Source organism: Corynebacterium sp. UMB4614, assembly GCF_030217065.1.
Taxonomy (GTDB): domain Bacteria; phylum Actinomycetota; class Actinomycetes; order Mycobacteriales; family Mycobacteriaceae; genus Corynebacterium.
In genome coordinates, this window is record NZ_JASONC010000013.1 from 44,235 (window position 1) to 62,082 (window position 17,848).

17 protein-coding genes and 1 pseudogene are annotated in these 17,848 nt (G+C 64.9%); 15 read left to right on the forward strand and 3 right to left on the reverse strand.

The window, feature by feature from the left end; genetic code table 11:
• The first annotated feature begins 8 nt into the window (after positions 1-8).
• The 4 genes from QP413_RS06825 to QP413_RS06840 are packed head-to-tail and all read left to right on the forward strand — an operon-like array spanning position 9 to position 4,387.
• On the forward strand, positions 9-473 hold the full coding sequence (locus tag QP413_RS06825) for a YraN family protein (protein WP_284781248.1): 465 nt from the start codon (positions 9-11) through the stop codon (positions 471-473).
• On the forward strand, positions 473-2,089 hold the full coding sequence (locus QP413_RS06830) for a YifB family Mg chelatase-like AAA ATPase (protein WP_284781249.1): 1,617 nt from the start codon (positions 473-475) through the stop codon (positions 2,087-2,089). The genes QP413_RS06825 and QP413_RS06830 overlap by 1 nt, the downstream gene beginning before the upstream one ends.
• Positions 2,086-3,342, forward strand: a complete 1,257-nt coding sequence (gene dprA, locus QP413_RS06835) for a DNA-processing protein DprA (RefSeq protein ID WP_284781250.1) — start codon at positions 2,086-2,088, stop codon at positions 3,340-3,342. The genes QP413_RS06830 and dprA overlap by 4 nt, the downstream gene beginning before the upstream one ends.
• A complete protein-coding gene (locus QP413_RS06840) occupies positions 3,329-4,387 on the forward strand; it encodes a tyrosine recombinase XerC (RefSeq protein WP_284781251.1) in 1,059 nt (352 codons plus the stop codon). The genes dprA and QP413_RS06840 overlap by 14 nt, the downstream gene beginning before the upstream one ends.
• Positions 4,388-4,434: 47 nt before the next feature.
• Here QP413_RS06840 and QP413_RS06845 read toward each other — a convergent pair whose 3' ends face one another.
• Positions 4,435-4,995 (reverse strand): peptidoglycan DD-metalloendopeptidase family protein, encoded by a 561-nt coding sequence (locus QP413_RS06845; RefSeq protein ID WP_284781252.1) that lies wholly within the window; start codon positions 4,993-4,995, stop codon positions 4,435-4,437.
• A gap of 582 nt (positions 4,996-5,577) precedes the next feature.
• On the opposite strand from QP413_RS06845, the gene rpsB reads away from it, so the two are divergent.
• The 5 genes from rpsB to QP413_RS06870 all read left to right on the forward strand — a co-directional run bounded on the left by rpsB (position 5,578) and on the right by QP413_RS06870 (position 9,998).
• Complete coding sequence (gene rpsB / locus QP413_RS06850) at positions 5,578-6,387, forward strand: 30S ribosomal protein S2 (RefSeq protein WP_070758859.1); 810 nt, start codon at positions 5,578-5,580, stop codon at positions 6,385-6,387.
• Between the two features lie 178 nt (positions 6,388-6,565).
• Positions 6,566-7,384, forward strand: coding sequence for a translation elongation factor Ts (tsf, locus tag QP413_RS06855; RefSeq protein ID WP_070758860.1), 819 nt, complete (start codon positions 6,566-6,568; stop codon positions 7,382-7,384).
• A gap of 204 nt (positions 7,385-7,588) precedes the next feature.
• Entirely contained in the window at positions 7,589-8,284 is a 696-nt protein-coding gene (pyrH, locus tag QP413_RS06860) for a UMP kinase (RefSeq protein WP_222863800.1), read from the forward strand.
• 99 nt (positions 8,285-8,383) lie between these two features.
• Entirely contained in the window at positions 8,384-8,941 is a 558-nt protein-coding gene (gene frr / locus QP413_RS06865) for a ribosome recycling factor (protein ID WP_070758862.1), read from the forward strand.
• Positions 8,942-9,173: 232 nt separating this feature from the next.
• Positions 9,174-9,998, forward strand: a complete 825-nt coding sequence (locus tag QP413_RS06870) for a phosphatidate cytidylyltransferase (protein ID WP_187440908.1) — start codon at positions 9,174-9,176, stop codon at positions 9,996-9,998.
• Between the two features lie 7 nt (positions 9,999-10,005).
• Here the strand turns inward: QP413_RS06870 and QP413_RS06875 are convergent, their stop codons facing one another.
• Positions 10,006-10,443 carry a lipopolysaccharide assembly LapA domain-containing protein gene (locus tag QP413_RS06875; protein WP_284757661.1) on the reverse strand — a complete coding sequence of 146 codons (438 nt, stop codon included), beginning with the start codon at positions 10,441-10,443 and terminating at the stop codon, positions 10,006-10,008.
• Positions 10,444-10,576: 133 nt separating this feature from the next.
• Between QP413_RS06875 and rlmN the strand changes: the two genes are divergently transcribed.
• The 6 genes from rlmN to QP413_RS06905 all read left to right on the forward strand — a co-directional run bounded on the left by rlmN (position 10,577) and on the right by QP413_RS06905 (position 17,401).
• Positions 10,577-11,689, forward strand: coding sequence for a 23S rRNA (adenine(2503)-C(2))-methyltransferase RlmN (gene rlmN, locus QP413_RS06880; protein WP_284781253.1), 1,113 nt, complete (start codon positions 10,577-10,579; stop codon positions 11,687-11,689).
• A 162-nt stretch (positions 11,690-11,851) separates the two neighbouring features.
• Positions 11,852-14,311 carry a DMSO/selenate family reductase complex A subunit gene (locus tag QP413_RS06885; protein ID WP_284781254.1) on the forward strand — a complete coding sequence of 820 codons (2,460 nt, stop codon included), beginning with the start codon at positions 11,852-11,854 and terminating at the stop codon, positions 14,309-14,311.
• Positions 14,312-14,334: 23 nt separating this feature from the next.
• Positions 14,335-14,976 carry a DMSO/selenate family reductase complex B subunit gene (locus QP413_RS06890; protein WP_012360075.1) on the forward strand — a complete coding sequence of 214 codons (642 nt, stop codon included), beginning with the start codon at positions 14,335-14,337 and terminating at the stop codon, positions 14,974-14,976.
• 4 nt (positions 14,977-14,980) lie between these two features.
• Complete coding sequence (locus QP413_RS06895; RefSeq protein WP_070758866.1) at positions 14,981-15,952, forward strand: DmsC/YnfH family molybdoenzyme membrane anchor subunit; 972 nt, start codon at positions 14,981-14,983, stop codon at positions 15,950-15,952.
• The gene (locus tag QP413_RS06900; protein ID WP_284781255.1) at positions 15,952-16,557 is read left to right on the forward strand and encodes a molecular chaperone TorD family protein; all 606 of its coding nucleotides are present in this window, start codon (positions 15,952-15,954) and stop codon (positions 16,555-16,557) included. The genes QP413_RS06895 and QP413_RS06900 overlap by 1 nt, the downstream gene beginning before the upstream one ends.
• Before the next feature lie 55 nt (positions 16,558-16,612).
• A complete protein-coding gene (locus QP413_RS06905; RefSeq protein ID WP_262369224.1) occupies positions 16,613-17,401 on the forward strand; it encodes a 4Fe-4S dicluster domain-containing protein in 789 nt (262 codons plus the stop codon).
• Positions 17,402-17,603: 202 nt separating this feature from the next.
• On the opposite strand, the pseudogene QP413_RS06910 reads toward QP413_RS06905, so the two are convergent.
• Positions 17,604-17,848 (reverse strand): annotated as a pseudogene (locus tag QP413_RS06910) (IS256 family transposase); the annotation flags it as partial.

Genomic DNA, 17,848 nt, shown 5'->3' on the forward strand with positions numbered 1-17,848 from the left:
TACGGGGGATGGATAGCGCAACGCAGGTGGCACAGGTCGGCCGAAACGTGACCGGTCGGGGTCCGGTTCGCCAGGGTGCGGTTGGACAGGACTCGGTCGGCCAGAGCTCGGTTGGCCAGAACTCGGCGGATTCAACGGTGGGGGTAGGCCGACAAGGTGAGAACCTGGCCGGGGAATATCTGGTGAATCAGGGCTGGAGAATTGTGGAGCGCAATTGGCACTGCCGGTTCGCGGAGCTCGACATCATTGCTCTCGACCCCGCAGGCGAGATGGTGTTCGTGGAGGTCAAGTATCGCAAGGACACCGCCCACGGCACTGGTGTGGAAGCAGTGACACAGACCAAGCTGCGCCGGATGCGACTGGCGGCGGGGAAGTGGCTGGCGGAACAGCAACGCGGGGTCGATGTGGTGCGTTTCGACGTCATCGACGTGGGCCCCGCTGGCGTGCGGGAACACGTGGTGGGGGTGGCGTGATGGCAGTCGGGCAAGCCAGAAGCATGGCCCTTCACGGGTTGGACGGGATGCTCGTGACCGTGGAATGCGACCTGGGGCGGGGGCTGCCCGGGGTCAGCGTAGTCGGGCTGGGGGATGCGGCGGTGGTGCAGGCTCGTGACCGGATTCGCGCGGCGATGCTGAACAGCAGTTTGCCGTGGCCGAAGTCGAAGGTCGTGATGAGCCTGTCGCCGGCAGACGTGAAGAAGGAGGGCTCCAGCTACGACTTGGCGATGGTGGCGTCGATCCTGGCAGCCCAGGGTTTATCCGAGTTCGCGCTGGAGCTCCTGAGTGACACGGTGGTCGTCGGGGAGCTCGGACTGGACGGTACGGTGCGCGCCGTCGCCGGGGTTGTCCCCATGATTCTGTCCGCACAACGCCGGGGGATGCGTCGCATCGTGATCCCAGAGGAGAACCTGCCCGATGCTCAGCAGCTCGTCGACGTGGTTGCCGGTCTGGACATCCTCGCCGTGGGCAGCCTGAAGGAATTTCACGCATGGCTGCGTGGCTCCGGCAGCATTGTCCCCGTGAGTAAACCCGTGGGCGCGCTGCCCCCGGATTCCGGGCACGGGGCACGGGATGAGGAGGTCGACATGGCCGACATCGTGGGGCAGGCCGAAGCGCGCCGGGCGCTGGAGATTGCCGCCGTGGGCGGGCACGCCATCATGCTCACCGGACCGCCGGGCAGTGGAAAGTCGATGCTCGCAGAGCGCCTGCCGACGATCCTGCCTCCGCTGTCGGCCACCGAGCAGGTCGAGGCGGCCGCGATTCACTCGATTGCCGGTGGCCGGGGAGACCTTGGCCCGATCTGGGCCGGGGTGAGACCCTTCGTCTCCCCGCACCCTTCGGTGACCCAAGCCGCGCTTGTTGGTGGCGGGCCGAACCTGCAGCCCGGCGCGATCAGCCTGGCCCACCACGGTGTGCTGTTCTTGGACGAGGCCGCGGAGACCCGCTCGGGGGTGCTGGACTGCTTGCGGATCCCGATGGAGTCCCGCCGGGTGGAGATCGCGCGTGCCCGCCGCAGTGTCTCCTACCCGGCGGGATTCCAGCTGGTGATGGCGGCGAACCCGTGCCGTTGCGGCGCTGAGGATCCAAGCATGTGCACGTGTAGTTCGACGGACCGCCGCCGCTATTATGCGCGGGTCTCGGGTCCCATCCGCGACCGGATTGACGTCTTCGCACAGACCCGCAGGCAGCGGCTGATCGGTCAACAGTTCCCGGTGAGTGCGCAGGCAACGGCCACGAGTGGAGCCGACAGCGAGGAGGGACGAGCGGAGAGCTCAGCGGTGGTGGCGGAACGGGTCGCCCAGGCCAGGGAGCGTTCCCACCACCGTTGGCGAAAACTCGACCTAGGGGAGGCCGTGACGAATGCGACGATTCCCGGCAGGCTGCTGCGCTCCGAGTGCGCGGCGAGTTTCGAGGGAATGGTGGCGCTGCAGGAAGCCTATGCCTCCGGTGCGCTCTCGCAGCGTGGGGTGGACCGGGCGTTGCGGGTGGCGTGGAGCCTCGCCGACCTCGCCGGGGTGGCCCGGCCCGGGGTTGGGGAGGTTCTGGACGCTGCCGAGCTCTTTTCCGACACTGAGGAGGTGCCAGCATGAGCCCTGGTGGCACCACGGAGGAACGCCAGAACCTGCTCGCGTGGATCTACCTGCGGCAGACCATCGAAGCCTCAAATACGGATATTCTCAACCTCCTCTGGCCTGAAGGGTGGGAGAATCGGCTCGCGGACCGGGACGCGGGAAAGGGAGTGGCTCCCGATGTGCGGGGGCTCGCCAGCCGCATTCGCCACCGTGACCCCAGCCTGCCGCGCAGGATCCTGGAATCGACTGCCACGCGCGTGGACTGCGATCCGGAAGCCGAACTCGACGCCGCAACGGCTGCGGGGTTCCGGCTGATCACCCCGCTGGACCAGGAGTGGCCAGAGACCCTGGATCACGCCTTCGCCCGGATTGATGACCGCGGCAGCGACCAGAACTCGGCCGTCCGGGGCCTTGCCGCAGCACCCTTTGCCCTCTGGCTACGGGGCAACGGCAACCTGCGGAACTTAAGCCGCCAGTCGGTGACCGTCGTTGGCACCAGGCAGCCCAATGCTTATGGGGCGCAGCTGAGCACCCAGCTCAGCACGGACCTCGCCCTGGAGGGCTACAGCATCGTCTCAGGCGGAGCCCGCGGAGTGGACCGCTGCGCCCACACCGCCGCCCTGCGCGCCGGGGGCGCGAGCATCGCGGTGCTCGCCTGCGGACTCGACGTGGATTACCCCAGGCAGCACGTGGGGATGTTCAACCAGATCGCGGAGTCCGGGGTTGTTGTTAGCGAGTACGCGCTGGGTACCCACCCCGCCCGGCACCGCTTCCTCACCCGGAACCGACTGGTCGCCGGCCTGTCCGCAGGCACCATCGTGACTCAGGCCGCCAACCGCTCCGGGGCGCTGAACACCCTCAACTGGGCGGAGGTCATGCTCAACCAGCCCATGGTGGTGCCCGGCCCCGTGGATACATCACTCAGCCAGGGGGTGCTCCACCGCCTGCGGGACGGCCGGGCCCAACCGGTCTGGACCGCCAGCCACGTCCGGGAGCTGGTGGAGGACTCCAGCCAGTTCAACGCGCAAGTGCCCGAACAGCAGGCGATGGTCTTCGGCTCCGGCACCGGGGTGCAGAGCATGTCGCTGAACCAGGTCACCGTCTACGACGCAGCCGGATTGCCTGGCGGAGGCGGTGGAACGCTGCGCGACATCCAGCAGGAGACCGGGCTCTCCATCCAGCTGGTGATGCGGACGCTCAAGGAACTGGACAAGCAGGGACTCATCACCAGGGAAGGAGAGCGTTGGGTCCGGGTGGATGGGCAAGAGTAGCTGGGAGGCTGTTGATCTGCGGCGACAGCTCCATTGCGCGGCAACAGCTATGCTGAGCTGCATGCCGAAAGCCCGCGACCCGCAACTCCTCCTCGAGGACTACGTGGACTACCTGCGCTATAACCTCGGCCGGTCGGAAAACACGATCCGGGCCTACCAGCGGGACCTCACCGACGCTCTCGAGGGGCTGCGGGATATTGAGTCCTTCACCCTCGACCACGCACGCGACGTGCTGGGGTACGCCGCCGACGATGGCGCCAGCCGGTCCCGGCTCTCCCGTCTGGCCTCCAGCATGAAAGGCTTCGGGAAGTTTCTCGCCCAGCGCGAGGTGCTCCCCGCGAACCCGGTCTCTGCGCTCCGGCTGCCCAAGGGAGAGAAGACACTGCCCCGCGTGCTGCGCAGCGACCAGGCCCGCACCCTGCTCGATGGGCTCAAGGGTGAGGCGCTCGAACCCTCGGCTGCCCAACAGGACGGCTGCGATGCCCCCGCCGCCACGGGCCCGGCAGGTGAGAAGCAACAACGGCACGCCACGGCGCGCCGGGTGCGGGACTGGTTCATCGCCGAGCTGCTCTTTGGCACCGGAATCCGTGTTGGCGAGGCCGAGGCCATCGACGTCGAGGATTTCGACCGGGCCAACCGGCTCTTGCGTGTCACCGGTAAGGGAAATAAGACCCGCGTGGTTCCCTACGGCGGAATCATCGACGAGGCTCTCACACACTGGCTTTCCCACCGCGGTGAGCTTGCCCAGCCTGGTAATCCGGCGCTGCTCGTTGGGGTGCGCGGGGGTCGGCTCAACCAACGGGAGATCCGCCGAGTAGTTGACCAGGCCATCCGCCGCCACCCGGAGCTCACAGTGGGGCACATGTCCCCACACGGGTTCCGCCACTCCGCAGCAACCGCCGTGCTCGAAGGCGGGGCGGATCTGCGGGTAGTCCAGGAACTTCTGGGGCACGCCTCGATGAACACCACTCAGATCTACACCCACGTCGGCGCCGAGCGGCTCAAGGCCGCCTACCGCCAAGCCCACCCGCGCTCGGGAGAATAACGGCCCGCACCACGAAGCCCGCAACATGCGCCCCACACCACGCGGAGCTAGCGCAATAGACGCACGCGCACCGAGCCCAAGAGCTCAAACGGATCGAGGTATCGCTTCCGCCCATCCGTGCCCTTGACCCACGCGCCCCAGGACAACCCATCCGGCTTCCGGGCACTATCGCCCAACAACGCCGCATTCGCGAGCCGACCGATTCGCTGGCCCCGGGATACGGACTCACCCTTGGTGACCTCCGCGTGTACGGGCTCGTAGGTGGTGTGTAGCCCATCCCGGTGCCGGATCGTCACCACCGGTGTGCCCGCGACGGTTCCGACGAAGTTGACTTGCCCGCCCATACTGGCGAGGACGTCCGCACCTGGCGCTGCCCGCAGGTCCACGACGCGGTGGCCGGGTAGCCAGTCCTTCTCCGGAATATCGAGCGGCCGGGTCACCAGAGCTTCCGCCGCAACGGGGGAGGTCGGGGAGTCCGTGACGAGCGGCACGCGGTGGGAACGGTTCAGCCGATCAGTGCCCCGCAGCACGCCCCCGCGATCTTGTTGCGCTTCCTCCACGGCGGAAGCCACTGGCGGAACCGGAGCCACCGCGATGGTCGACGTCAAGCTGAAAACACTGGCCGCTGCGAACAGTCGGCCACAGAAACGAGCGGAAGAAAGAAAGCGGAACATGCCTCAAACCTGCCGCAGGCGACGTCCTCAAAAGAAGGGCGAAGAACGGGCTGTGGACAGGGAAGATCGACGGATACACACCGGGTAGGGAACCACTTGGATTAACAAGCCAGAGCGACTAAAGTATCCGGGTGCAGTGTGCTCACGTTTCCCGCACTACCCGGGGATGATGCGCCGCGCGAACCGTGCCAGCGGAGAACACGAGGCCTCCCGCTAGTGGCGATCGCAGCGACGTCAAGAACACAACACCCCGGGCAACCGGCGGCGAGATAGCGAGCAGACTGACTACACGTAGATGCCTCGTGTCCCCAACAGGTTCCACCTACGGTCCCGCTGATTGCGGGTCAATACAGGTGGCGCAGCCCGGGGAGTCTGCCGGCCGGTCGCATAAGCCGAATGGAAGTTCGTCGAGTGCGCCGAAGAAGAAAACCGTAAAACCCCAAACTTTCGAAAGCGAGGAAGGGGCGGCAACGCTACAAGGCGAAGAAAACGCTTCAAAGCTGCCCCTGTAACACCATGGCTGTTGTTACTATGCGCGAACTGCTGGATGCAGGCGTCCACTTTGGTCACCAGACCCGTCGTTGGAACCCGAAGATGCGTCGTTTCATCTTCACCGACCGCAACGGCATCTACATCATCGACCTGCAGCAGACCCTGACCTACATCGACGAGGCCTACGAGTTCGTCAAGGAGACCGTCGCCCACGGCGGCAACATCCTGTTCGTCGGCACCAAGAAGCAGGCTCAGGAGGCCGTTGCCAACGAGGCTGAGCGCGTTGGCATGCCGTACGTCAACCACCGCTGGCTCGGTGGCATGCTCACCAACTTCCAGACCGTCTCCAAGCGCCTGGCCCGCATGAAGGAACTGCAGGCTATGGACGCAGCCGAGGACGGCTACCAGGGCCGCACCAAGAAGGAGATCCTCCTTCTGAACCGCGAGCGCGAGAAGCTGGAGCGTGTCCTGGGCGGCATCGCCGACATGACCAAGGTCCCGTCGGCAATGTGGGTCGTTGACACCAACAAGGAGCACATCGCTGTCTCCGAGGCGAAGAAGCTGGGCATCCCGGTTGTCGCCATCCTGGACACCAACTGCGACCCGGACGAGGTCCAGTACCCGGTCCCGGGCAACGACGACGCGATCCGTTCCGCAAACCTGCTGACCTCCATCATCTCCTCCGCTGTTGAGGAGGGCCGCAAGGCTCGCGCGGAGCGTCAGGCAGCTGCTGCGAAGGACGCTGCCGGCGACACCGGCAAGTCCGAGGCGGACGCTGAGGCTGTGAAGGCTGAGGCTGCAGCCGAGGAGAAGGCCGAGTCCACCGAGGCCTAAAGGGTGTTGAGCGGGGCGCGCACGCCCCGCTCGATGCCTCACACGGAAAGGCCGTATCTCGGCCTGCCCAGTGAGTGTGCTGCCCGCCGCCACACGTGGCGGGGATTTGCCTCTAGACTTATTGGCTGACAGCACATTCATTCTTTCACCACTTCCATACGAAGGAGGGTCGCCACTGATGGCGAACTACACCGCTGCTGATGTCAAGAAGCTCCGTGAGATGACCGGCTCCGGCATGATGGACTGCAAGAAGGCTCTCGTCGAGGCTGAGGGCGACTTCGATAAGGCCATCGAGATCCTGCGTATCCAGGGTGCCAAGGACGTCGGCAAGCGCGCTGAGCGCTCCGCATCCGAGGGCCTGATCGCAGTCTCCGGTAACACCATGATCGAGGTCAACGCTGAGACCGACTTCGTGGCCAAGAACCAGGAGTTCATCGACTTCGCGAACAAGGTTGCTCAGGCAGCCGACGCTGCGAACGCTAACTCCCGCGAGGAGCTCGAGGCAGTCGAGGTCGACGGCGCGAAGGCTGTCGACGCCCTGCAGGAGCTCTCCGCCAAGATCGGCGAGAAGCTCGAGCTGAAGCGCGCTGTCACCCTGGAGGGCGACAAGGTTGCTGTCTACCTGCACCAGCGCTCCGCTGACCTGCCGCCGGCAGTCGGCGTGCTCGTTGCTTACGAGGGCGAGAATGAGGAGGCTGCACGCGCGGCCGCCATGCAGGTCGCCGCTCTGAAGGCCAGCTTCCTGTCCACCGATGACGTCCCGGCCGAGACCGTCGCCAAGGAGCGCGAGATCGCCGAGGCTACCGCTCGTGAGGAGGGCAAGCCGGAGAAGGCTCTGCCGAACATCATCGAGGGTCGCCTGAAGGGCTACTTCAAGGACGTCGTCCTGCTGGAGCAGCCGTCCGTCACCGAGTCCAAGAAGACCGTCAAGCAGGTCATGGACGAGGCAGGCGTGAAGCTGACCGGTTTCGTGCGCTACGAGATCGGCCAGGGCTAAACCCGACACTGATCCCGTGCCATCACGGCGTGGCTTAGTCGCTTAGCACGGCACCGCGCCACGGCATGGCGATAGTTTGAGCCGCCCACCCGTTTCACACGGGTGGGCGGCTTTTATTGTGCGCTATAATCCTGTTCAACATCTGAAGCGAGACAAGGAGATTCGTTGAGTAACGCGCCACACAGGTCCGGTTATAAGCGGGTTATGTTGAAGCTGGGCGGTGAGATGTTCGGTGGGGGAGCCGTAGGCATCGACCCAGATGTCGTTCAGAACGTCGCACGCCAGATCGCCGAAGTCGCTAACAGTGGCGTGCAGGTGGCCGTGGTCATCGGCGGTGGAAACTTCTTCCGCGGCGCGGAGCTGCAGCAGCGTGGCCTCGACCGTTCCCGCTCTGACTACATGGGCATGCTGGGCACCGTCATGAACTGCCTGGCCCTGCAGGACTTCCTGCAGCAGGAAGGCGTGGACTGCCGCGTGCAGACCGCCATCCAGATGACCCAGGTCGCTGAGCCCTACCTTCCGCTGCGCGCGGACCGCCACCTCGAGAAGGGGCGTGTGGTCATCTTCGGCGCCGGCATGGGCATGCCCTACTTCTCCACGGACACCACCGCAGCCCAGCGCGCCCTCGAGATCGGTTGCGAGGTTCTGCTGATGGCCAAGGCGGTTGACGGCGTGTACTCGGATGACCCACGCACGAACCCGGACGCTGAGCTCTTCCACGAGATCAACCCCCAGGACGTGCTTGAGCGCAACCTCAAGGTCGCCGACGCGACGGCCTTCAGCCTCTGCAAGGACAATGACATGCCGATCCTGGTGTTCAACCTCCTGGAGCAGGGCAATATCGCCCGCGCTTGCGCCGGCGAGCGCATCGGCACGCTCGTCAGCTCCGAGGTGAAGTAACCCGCCGCGATGGCGGCACGCGGGTGAGGCGGGCAAGAACAGTCCGCCTCGCCGCACCAAACAGGAGAGTTGGGGGCAAGGGCTGCTAAATTGGTAGCCATGATGGACGAAATTCTCCTGGAATGCGAAGAGCGCATGACGAGCTCCGTCGAGTTCGCGCGCGAAGACCTCACGACGATCCGTACCGGGCGTGCTAACCCGGCCATGTTCAATAGCGTGATCGCCGAGTACTACGGTGTCCCGACGCCGATCACCCAGATGGCGACGATCAGCGTTCCCGAGGCGCGCATGATGCTCATCAAGCCCTATGAGCAGTCCCAGATCCAGGTTATTGAGAACGCGATCCGCAATTCTGACCTGGGCGTTAACCCGACCAACGACGGCCAAGTGCTGCGCGTGACGATCCCGCAGCTCACCGAGGAGCGCCGCCGCGAGATGGTGCGCCAGGCCAAGTCCAAGGGTGAGGACGCGAAGATCGCGATCCGCAACATCCGCCGCCACGGTATGGAACAGCTCGCGAAGATCCAGAAGGACGGCGATGCCGGCGAGGACGAGGTTCGCGCCAGCGAGAACGAGCTCGAGAAGACCACCTCGAACTACGTCAAGCAGGTCGACGAGCTTGTTGAGCGCAAGGAAGAGGAGCTGATGGAGGTCTAGGGACCTCCTTGAGGAGGGCTCCTTGAGCTCTTGATAGCCCTTTAAGCACACAACACATGCCCGCTCGCGTTGTGAGCGGGCATGTCGCGATAAGAGGGCAAAGTGCACACACTCATGAGGGGCCGCCGGCAGGCGGCCGGAAAGGCGAGGTGCGGTGGCAGCTCACGCGTCGAATCCCGCATCGGAGCCCGGGAGCACCGCCCCGGGGGAGGCGGCCAAGCCCGCCAAGCAGATCAACCCTGGGCGAAACCTTAAGCATGCGATCACGACGGCGTTGATTCTCGGCGCCATCGTCATCCTTTCGCTGCTCTCGCCGTTGCTGTGGTACGCCCTGCTCGTCGTGGGCATGGGCCTGGCGGTCTACGAGGTCTGGCGCCGCCTACTGGAGGCCGGCTATGTGCTGAGCCTCCCGGTGCTCGTGGTGGGATCCACCGCGATGATCCTGCTTTCCTGGCCCTTTGGCCCCACGGGGTTGGTGGCAGGGTTTGCCAGCAGTGTGCTGCTGTTGATGGTTACCCGCCTGTTTCACCACGGCAGACACTCTCCACCGCATAACTACGTGCGCGATATGGCGGTGGGGGTGATGGTGTTGACGTGGATTCCGATGTTCGGCGCGTTCGCGGCGATGCTGTCGCGATTGGAGTCCGCCGACGCCCCCGGAGCCTTCTACATCATCACCTTCATGCTTTGCGTGGTCGCCAATGATGTGGGCGGCTATGCATTCGGCGTGCTCTTCGGCAAGCACCCCATGGCTCCTGCGGTGAGCCCGAAGAAGTCATGGGAGGGCTTCGCAGGCTCAGTGACGAGCGCCGCCGTGGTCGGCGCGCTCGCGGTGGCCCTGTTGCTGGGTGGTCCCTGGTGGTTGGGGATCGGGCTGGGCGTGGGGCTGTCCGTCTGCGCCACCCTGGGAGACCTGGTGGAATCCCAGTTCAAGCGGGATCTGGGCATCAAGGACATGTCCGGCATGCTGCCTGGACACGGTGGGCTGATGGACCGCCTCGACGGGATGCTGCCCGCGGCGATGGTGACCTGGGTGGTCCTCAACCTGATCGGCTAGGCCGAAGTTACTTATAGCCGCGCTTGATCTGGCGGCGCAGCTGCGTCATCCGCACGATGCCGACCATCGCCATGATGAGGGCTCCTGCGATCGCGGCGATCAGCATGCCGATGCCGATGGGGAAGCTCCACTCCCAGCCGAAGAAGACCAGCTGGGCCTCCGTCTGATTCTGCAGGATGAACACCAGCAGGAGAATCAGCACGAGAGCGCCGATGATCAGCGCCGCCCACGTGCTGGCTGCGACGGAGCCCTTCACGTTCTGGTGGGTACGCTCTTGCTGCTCAGCCTGCGCTACGGGGGCGACCTCCCCCTGGGTGGGTGCTGTTGCCGAGTTGTTTTCTGCGGCGGGCTCGGCGGGTAGTTGAGCCTCTGCCGGAGGCTCGTTGAAGGCCTCGCCGGCGGGCTGGAAATCAGGATTCTGGGGGTTGGTGCCTGGGTTCGTCATACCTCTATTCAAACGAACTGTGCGGCCAGCTGCCATCACCGGGGTGCCCTCGCTACTCTTCGGCACCGGCTTATCTGGGCTCATGGCCCGGAATCGCGAGGTAGAGGACATACGTGGAATAATGGGGCTCACTATGGCTACCCCCGTGAAACTGAATTTTTCCGCGCCTCGCCGCGGCCTTCCGCCCAAGCACTTCGCCGACCTGACGGCTGAGCAGGTTGAGGAGGCAGTGGTGGAGCTCGGGCTTCCGAAGTTCCGTGCGAAGCAGCTGTACAACCAGTATTACGGTCGCCTCGAGGGCGACCCGATCGAGATGACGGACCTCCCGGAAGCCAGCCGACAGGCCGTCAAGGAGAAGCTTTTCCCGGAGCTGATGACCCCGCTGCGCAAGCTCGATGCCGATGATGGGGAGACCCGCAAGACGCTCTGGCGGCTGCATGATGGCACGCTGCTGGAATCCGTCCTGATGCGCTACCCGGGCCGCGCCACCTTGTGCATCTCCTCCCAGGCCGGCTGTGGCATGGCATGCCCGTTCTGCGCGACTGGCCAGGGTGGGCTGGATCGCAACCTCTCCGTGGGTGAGATCGTCGAGCAGGTGCGCAACGCCGCCCGCGCGATGCGCGATGGCGAGGTCGCCGGCACCGAGGGCCGACTGTCCAACATCGTGTTCATGGGCATGGGCGAGCCGCTGGCTAACTATAAGCGCGTGGTCGAGGCCGTGCGTCAGATCACCCAGCCGGAGCCGCACGGCTTCGGGATCTCCCAGCGCAACGTCACCGTGTCCACCGTGGGCCTGGCTCCGGCGATCCGTAAGCTCGCCGATGAGGACATGTCCGTCCGACTGGCCGTGTCCCTGCACACCCCGGACGACGAACTGCGCGACACTCTCGTCCCGGTCAATAACCGCTGGTCCGTCGAAGAGGTTTTGGACGCCGCCGCGTACTACGCGGAGAAGTCCGGTCGCCGCGTGTCCATCGAGTACGCGCTCATCCGCGACATCAACGATCAGCCGTGGCGGGCCGACATGCTGGGCAAGAAGCTCCACAAGGCACTGGGTAGCAAGGTGCACGTCAATCTCATTCCGCTGAACCCGACCCCGGGCTCGAAGTGGGATGCGTCCCCGAAGGAGCGTCAGGATGAGTTCGTCCGGCGTGTGATCGAGCAGGGCGTGCCGTGTACCGTGCGCGATACGAAGGGGCAGGAGATCGCAGCGGCCTGTGGCCAGCTCGCTGCCGAGGAGAACTAGCGACCCCCAGGGGTTCCGTGAAAACAAGGCGCCTGTACTGATGGGAAAACCCCACCAGTACAGGCGTTTTGTGATCAACTTTACGCCGGAAAACCTCGACTCTGCATTCTCGGGATTGCTAAAATCCGAATAAGAGTCCATAGGTTTAGTGAAGGCGTTCAATTGGCTAATCTTAATAAAGTCACTCGTCGGCGTTTTCTCGGTTGGTCGGCCGCGGCCGGCGGTGCCGGCGCCCTGGTCGCCTCGGGCGCGGGGGACATCCTGAGTAAGCAGTTCCTGGGCATCCCAGCGATGGGCCAGGAAGAGGCCAATGAAAAGATCGTGTGGTCCGCCTGCACCGTCAACTGTGGCTCGCGCTGCCCGCTTCGCCTCAAGGTGAGGGACGGTCAGATCGTCCAGGTCATGGCCGACAACACCGGCGACGCGGAACTGGGCACCCAGCAGATTCGCGCTTGCGTCCGCGGCCGTTCGATCCGGCACCGCATCTACAACCCGGACCGTCTGAAGACCCCGCTGAAGCGCAAGCCCGGCACCAAGCGGGGCGACGGCGAGTGGATCGAGATCTCCTGGGAGCAGGCCCTCGACGAAATCGCCGAGAAGATGAAGGACATCAAGTCCAACTACGGCAACGAGGCCTTCTACCTTCAGTACGGCACCGGCGTCATTGGGGCGACGATCGCGCGTTCCTGGCCGCCCGTCGAGACACCCTTCGCGCGCCTGATGAACCTGTGGGGCGGTTACCTCAATCACTATTCGGACTACTCCACGGCCCAGATCACCTCGGCCTACCCGTACCACTACGGGGAGTGGATCGGCTCGAACTCTTTCGACGACGTCGCGAACTCCAAGCTCCAGGTCATGTTCGGTAATAACCCGCTGGAAACCCGCATGTCGGGCGGTGGGGAAACCTTTGTAACCCAGAAGATCAAGCAGGAGCACGGGGTCAAGACCATCGTCATTGACCCGCGGCAGTCCGAAACCTCCGTCGCGCTCGCCGATGAATGGGTGGCCCTGCGCCCCGGCACTGATGCCGCGCTCGTCGCCGGGCTCATTCACGTCATGCTGACGGAGAACCTCCAGGACCAGAAGTTCCTCGACAAGTACACCGTTGGCTTCGACGAGCACACCCTGCCCGACTCGGCACCGAAGAATTCCTCCTACCGTGCCTACGTCATGGGCAAGGGGCCCGACGGCATCGAGAAGACCCCGCAGTGGGCCGCGAAGGTCACCGGGGTTCCAGCGGACCGCATTACCCAGCTAGCCCGCGAGATCGCCCAGGCTAAGCCCTGCGCCATCACCCAAGGCTGGGGCCCACAGCGGCACGCCAACGGCGAGAACCAAGCCCGCGCCATCTTCCTACTCGCAGCCGTGATCGGGCAGATCGGCATCAAGGGCGGCGGCACCGGCGCGCGCGAAAGCTCCGCGAACCTCGGCATGGCCAGCCCCTTCAACACCCAGCACGAAAACCCGATCGAAACGGCGATCCCGGTCTTCGGCTGGACCGAGGCCGTCGAACGTGGCGAGGAGATGACCGCCACCCGCGACGGCGTGCAGGGCAAGGACAAGCTGGACGTTCCGATCAAGATGATCTGGTCCTACGGCGGAAACGCCAATACCAACCAGCACGGCGACCTCAATCGCACGATCGAGCTGCTGCGCAGGGAGGATAAGGCAGAACTCATCGTCGTCAGCGACATCCAGATGAGTGTGTCCGCCCGCTACGCCGACTACGTCCTGCCGGATGCGTCTACCGCCGAACAGGAGGACGTCATCCAACAGGGCAGTGCCGGCAACATGGAGTACACGATCCTGGCCTCCAAGGCCATCGAACCGATCCACAACACCAAGCCGATCTACGAGGTCTGCGCCGAACTGGCTGACCGGCTCGGGGTGGGAAAGAAGTTCACGGAGGGGCGCACCCAGGAGCAGTGGGTCAAGCACACGATCGCGGAATCCGCCCGCGAGATCCCGGAGCTGCCGAGCTACGAGAAGCTCAAGGAGATGGGCGTGTGGAAGCGGGCTGGGGAGTCGGTGATCCCGCTGAAGGAGTTCCGCGAGGACCCCGTAGCCAATCCACTCGAGACCCCGTCGGGGCTGATCGAGATCTACTCCGAGGAGCTCGCGAAGCTGCGCAAGGAGTGGGAATTCCCGAACGCCGCCCCTGGCGATGAGATCACCGCGCTGCCGGAACACGTCGACACGTGGGAGGGCCCCGCGGAGGCGCACAAGGCATACACCAGCGGCGGCAAGTACCCGCTGCAGTGCATCGGCCACCACACAAAGGGCCGCACGCACTCGTCCTACGCAAACGTGGACTGGCTCCGGGACGACGCACACCCCCAGGTGCTGTGGATCAACCCGCTGGACGCCCGCAAGCGGGGCATCAAGAACGACGACGAGGTCTACGCGTTCAACGACCGCGGCAGGATCAAGTCCGTTGCCCGGGTCAGCCCTCGCATCGCACCCGGCGTGATCTCCGTTCCCCAGGGGTCCTGGTTTGCACCGGACGCCAAGGGGGTAGACGCCGGAGCCAGCGTCAACACGCTGACCAGTTGGCACCCATCCCCGCTGGGCAAGGGCAATGCCCAGCACACGACTCTCGTTGAGGTTGAGAAGGCCTAGTCAAGGCCGAAGGTTAGGAAAACATGGCTAAGAAGAACGCTTCCCAAGAAAACCAGCGGCTGGGTTTCTACTTCGACCAGAGCTTGTGCAACGGCTGCAAGGCCTGCCAAATCGCATGCAAGGACAAGCACGACACCCCGCTGGGCACCAACTGGCGCCGGGTCGTGGAGTACTCCGGCGGGGACTGGAACCTCGCCAACGGGGTGTTTAACCACGACACCTTCACCTACTACACGTCGATCTCCTGCAATCACTGCGAGGACCCGATCTGCGCGAAGGTCTGCCCGACGACCGCGATGCACAAGGGGGAGGACGGCATCGTCACCGTCGACCCCGACAAGTGCATCGGCTGCCGCTACTGCGAGTGGGCCTGCCCTTACTCCGCGCCACAGTTCAACCCGGAGACCAAGCAGATGAGCAAGTGCGACCTGTGCGCCGACCTTCGCGCGGAGGGGGAGGAGCCCGCCTGCGTCACCGCCTGCCCGTCGCGTGCCCTGGACTGGGGCCCGATCGACGAGCTGCGGGAGAAGTACGGCGATATCAGCGCCGTCGCACCCCTGCCTGATCCGAGCATCACCAAGCCCAACCTCGTCATTCGCCCGCACCGCGATGCGAAGGAGTGGGATACCAACCACGGCGAGATCATGAATCGCCAGGAGATCTAGACCAGTGTTTCTGCAGGAATGGCCGCTGACCTTCTTCACGATCCTGTCCCAAATGGCCGTGGGCGCGTTCATCATCCTGGGGCTCATCCAAGTCAGCTCCCGACGGAGGGTCGGGGCAGTGGCCGATAAGGACCGCGCCGAGGCCAAGGCGCAGGCATTGGAGCGGGTCTCGGATGCCGCGCTCTACGCGATTGGCCCGTTGATGGTCGCCGGCTTTATCGCCGCGTTCTTCCACCTGGGCAACCCCATGAACGGCATCAACGTGATCCGGGGCGTGCCGAGCTCCCCGCTCGCGCAGGAAGTCATGATGGGCGTGGGCTTCGCCGTACTGGGCTTCGCCTTCGCCGCCACCCAATGGTTCCACTGGGGCAGCTCACGGCTGCGCTTCGTGCTGGCGATCGTCACCGCGCTGTGGGGCCTGGCCTTCGTGTGGTCCATGGCGCGCCTCTACATGCTGCCAACGATCCCGCATTGGGATCACTGGACCACCCCGGCGCAGTTCTATGTGACCACCTTCTTGAGTGGCGCACTCGCGATCGGCACGGCCCTCGCGTGGTTCCCGAAGTTGCGGGATAAGCCCTGGCTTAACAAGCTCATGCCCGCCAACCGTCGCCCGGCAGACATGAGCGATGCCCACGTGGACTACGTCAACCGGCTGGTGCAGCGCTCGCTGCAGGGCATCGGCGTGCTCTCCGTTTTGCTGCTCCCGATCGAGCTCTTCGTGATCATCTTCGCCTATAGTCGACCAGATTCGGTCAACCCCGCGGCCTTCGCCTTCCCGACCGGGTGGTTCGTCCTGCGGCTGGCCCTGCTGATCATCGGTGCTGGGCTGATGGGCCTATTCCTGGCGCGGACCAAGAGGGACGACATCAACCTGCTGCTCACGCTGGTGATGACCAGCTACATCCTCGTGACGATCTCTGAGGTTATCGGCCGCTTCATCTTCTACGGCGGCATGGACAGGATTGGGATTTGATGGGCGCCGAGCAGGACCTGGCGGCCATCTCGGAGGCCGCCTTGGTGGTCTCCCAGCTTTTCCTGGCTGCCCCGAACCCCGAGCTGCGCGGGGCGTTGCAGGACGACGACGCGCTGGCCGAGTGGCCGCTGACCGACCCCCAATCCCAGCGGGGGATCGCGATGCTGCGCGAGGCGGTGCGGGAGGGCAATCTGGATAGCCCGGATTCCCTCCAACGTGACCACCTCTACCTCTTCACCGGGATCGGCAAACCGCTGGCTCAGCCCTTTGAGTCGCCGTACCTGTCGAAGGAGGGGTTGCTCTTCGACGAGCAGACGGTTGCCGTCCGTGAGGCTTATGCGGCTCACGGTCTGCGGGTACCAAACCCCCGGGTTCCGGATGATCACATCGGCTACGAATTTGCTTTCGTCTCCCACCTGGCAGGGCAGGCCGCTGGAGGCAACGCCGGAGCGCTGCCAGCCTTGTACCGCTTCGTGAGTGAGCACCTCGGGTGCTTCGCCGGCGACGTGGCTGAGGGGCTCCGGGAGCACGCCCAGACCGTGACCTACCGTGCCCTGGCTGAGCTGAGCGAGGGAGTGCTGGCCCATGTCCGAGCCGAGCTCTAAGCCTGAGCTCTTAAGCGCCGACCAACGCCATCGGCTCTACCGGTGGGCGCGAGACATGAACCCCGACGTTGTGCTGGTGTGTGCCGAGGCCCAGCTGCCGCGCTTCCCCCGGAACCACAGCCCCGTCCTGTTGCCAGGCTGCGCGGGTGAGGATCCCTCGTTGGCCGCTGCGTTATTGGCCTGCGGGGCGAAGCGGGTGCGCGTCCTGCCATGCCGGGAAGCCCACCCGGAACGCTGCGCGGCGGGTGCGGAACTGGTGGAAACCCCGCAGGCGCGGGTGCTGCGCGCGGCCGAGTACCTGGATGCAACTCAGGTGCCGGTGTCCCGGCGGGCGCTGATCGGGCTGGGGGCGCTGGGGGACGGGGAGATCGTGGTGGATCCGAACGCCCCGACGATGATCCGGCTCGCCCAAGCGCACCAGGTGTTGGGAACCCAGCCCGACACCAGCATTGAGCTGGACGCCCCGCGGCTGATCGCCTCCGGTTGTCAAGCATGCGGGGTGTGCACCCAGATGTGCCCGAGCTCTGCCCTGGAGCTCACGGTCGTGGATTCGGTGGCCAGCCTCACCCAGAACCTCGCCGCCTGCACTGGGGAGAATACTTGTGTTGCCAGCTGCCCCTACGGCGCATTGAGCAGCAGCGGCCAGCTGCAGCTCGCCGACCTGGTCGACGGGGACATACGCGAAATCACTAGATTCCCGGTCTGCCAGTGTCGCCGCTGCGGGGCGGATTTCCCGGCCCGGGAAGGGGAGGACGGCACGGCGAAAACCTTGTGCCCAACGTGCGAGCGCACCACTGCCGACCCGTTTTCCTCCTGGCTGCCTCCCGGCTTCACCCTCGACTAGCGTCCGGGGGCGTTTTCCCGGCGCCGCGGCGCCGGGAATTATCGCCGGGCCACGGCGTGAGGGCGTTCGGTGGCGCTAGCGGAACCCGTGAATGCAGCGATGGGGGTTAAGTAAAGAAAAGTGTGTCCGCATGCCACCATAACCCCAGACCACACACCACAAATCACGAGAGTGTCCGATTGTTTGTGTGCGGGGGCTTGGTTTACAAGTAGTCCGCGAATCGGTCGGGGTATGCCACAGCTAGTTGGTTGATGGCTTGTTTCCACCCGGTGGCTTTCGCCCCTTCAACATAGCCGTTGCATTCGATGTCGCGCTTTGCTTTCTTCGCTCGCTGGGCGGCGCGCTTGTCTTCGATGTTGCAGATCATCAGCCACAGCGTTTTCAGCGCCGCGGTGTCGTTCGGGAATTGCCCGCGGTTACGGGTAGCTTTACGCAGTTCAGCGTTGA

Bases quoted from the DNA above. Each gene is read 5' to 3' on its own strand.
- QP413_RS06905 (WP_262369224.1), top strand. From the start codon at position 16,613: ATGAACCCCGACGTTGTGCTGGTGTGTGCCGAGGCCCAGCTGCCGCGC.
- QP413_RS06825 (WP_284781248.1), top strand. From the start codon at position 9: ATGGATAGCGCAACGCAGGTGGCACAGGTCGGCCGAAACGTGACCGGT.
- rpsB (WP_070758859.1), top strand. From the start codon at position 5,578: ATGGCTGTTGTTACTATGCGCGAACTGCTGGATGCAGGCGTCCACTTT.
- pyrH (WP_222863800.1), top strand. From the start codon at position 7,589: ATGTTGAAGCTGGGCGGTGAGATGTTCGGTGGGGGAGCCGTAGGCATC.
- QP413_RS06875 (WP_284757661.1), bottom strand. From the start codon at position 10,443: ATGACGAACCCAGGCACCAACCCCCAGAATCCTGATTTCCAGCCCGCC.
- QP413_RS06900 (WP_284781255.1), top strand. From the start codon at position 15,952: ATGGGCGCCGAGCAGGACCTGGCGGCCATCTCGGAGGCCGCCTTGGTG.
- QP413_RS06830 (WP_284781249.1), top strand. From the start codon at position 473: ATGGCAGTCGGGCAAGCCAGAAGCATGGCCCTTCACGGGTTGGACGGG.
- tsf (WP_070758860.1), top strand. From the start codon at position 6,566: ATGGCGAACTACACCGCTGCTGATGTCAAGAAGCTCCGTGAGATGACC.
- dprA (WP_284781250.1), top strand. From the start codon at position 2,086: ATGAGCCCTGGTGGCACCACGGAGGAACGCCAGAACCTGCTCGCGTGG.
- rlmN (WP_284781253.1), top strand. From the start codon at position 10,577: ATGGCTACCCCCGTGAAACTGAATTTTTCCGCGCCTCGCCGCGGCCTT.
- frr (WP_070758862.1), top strand. From the start codon at position 8,384: ATGATGGACGAAATTCTCCTGGAATGCGAAGAGCGCATGACGAGCTCC.
- QP413_RS06890 (WP_012360075.1), top strand. From the start codon at position 14,335: ATGGCTAAGAAGAACGCTTCCCAAGAAAACCAGCGGCTGGGTTTCTAC.
- QP413_RS06840 (WP_284781251.1), top strand. From the start codon at position 3,329: ATGGGCAAGAGTAGCTGGGAGGCTGTTGATCTGCGGCGACAGCTCCAT.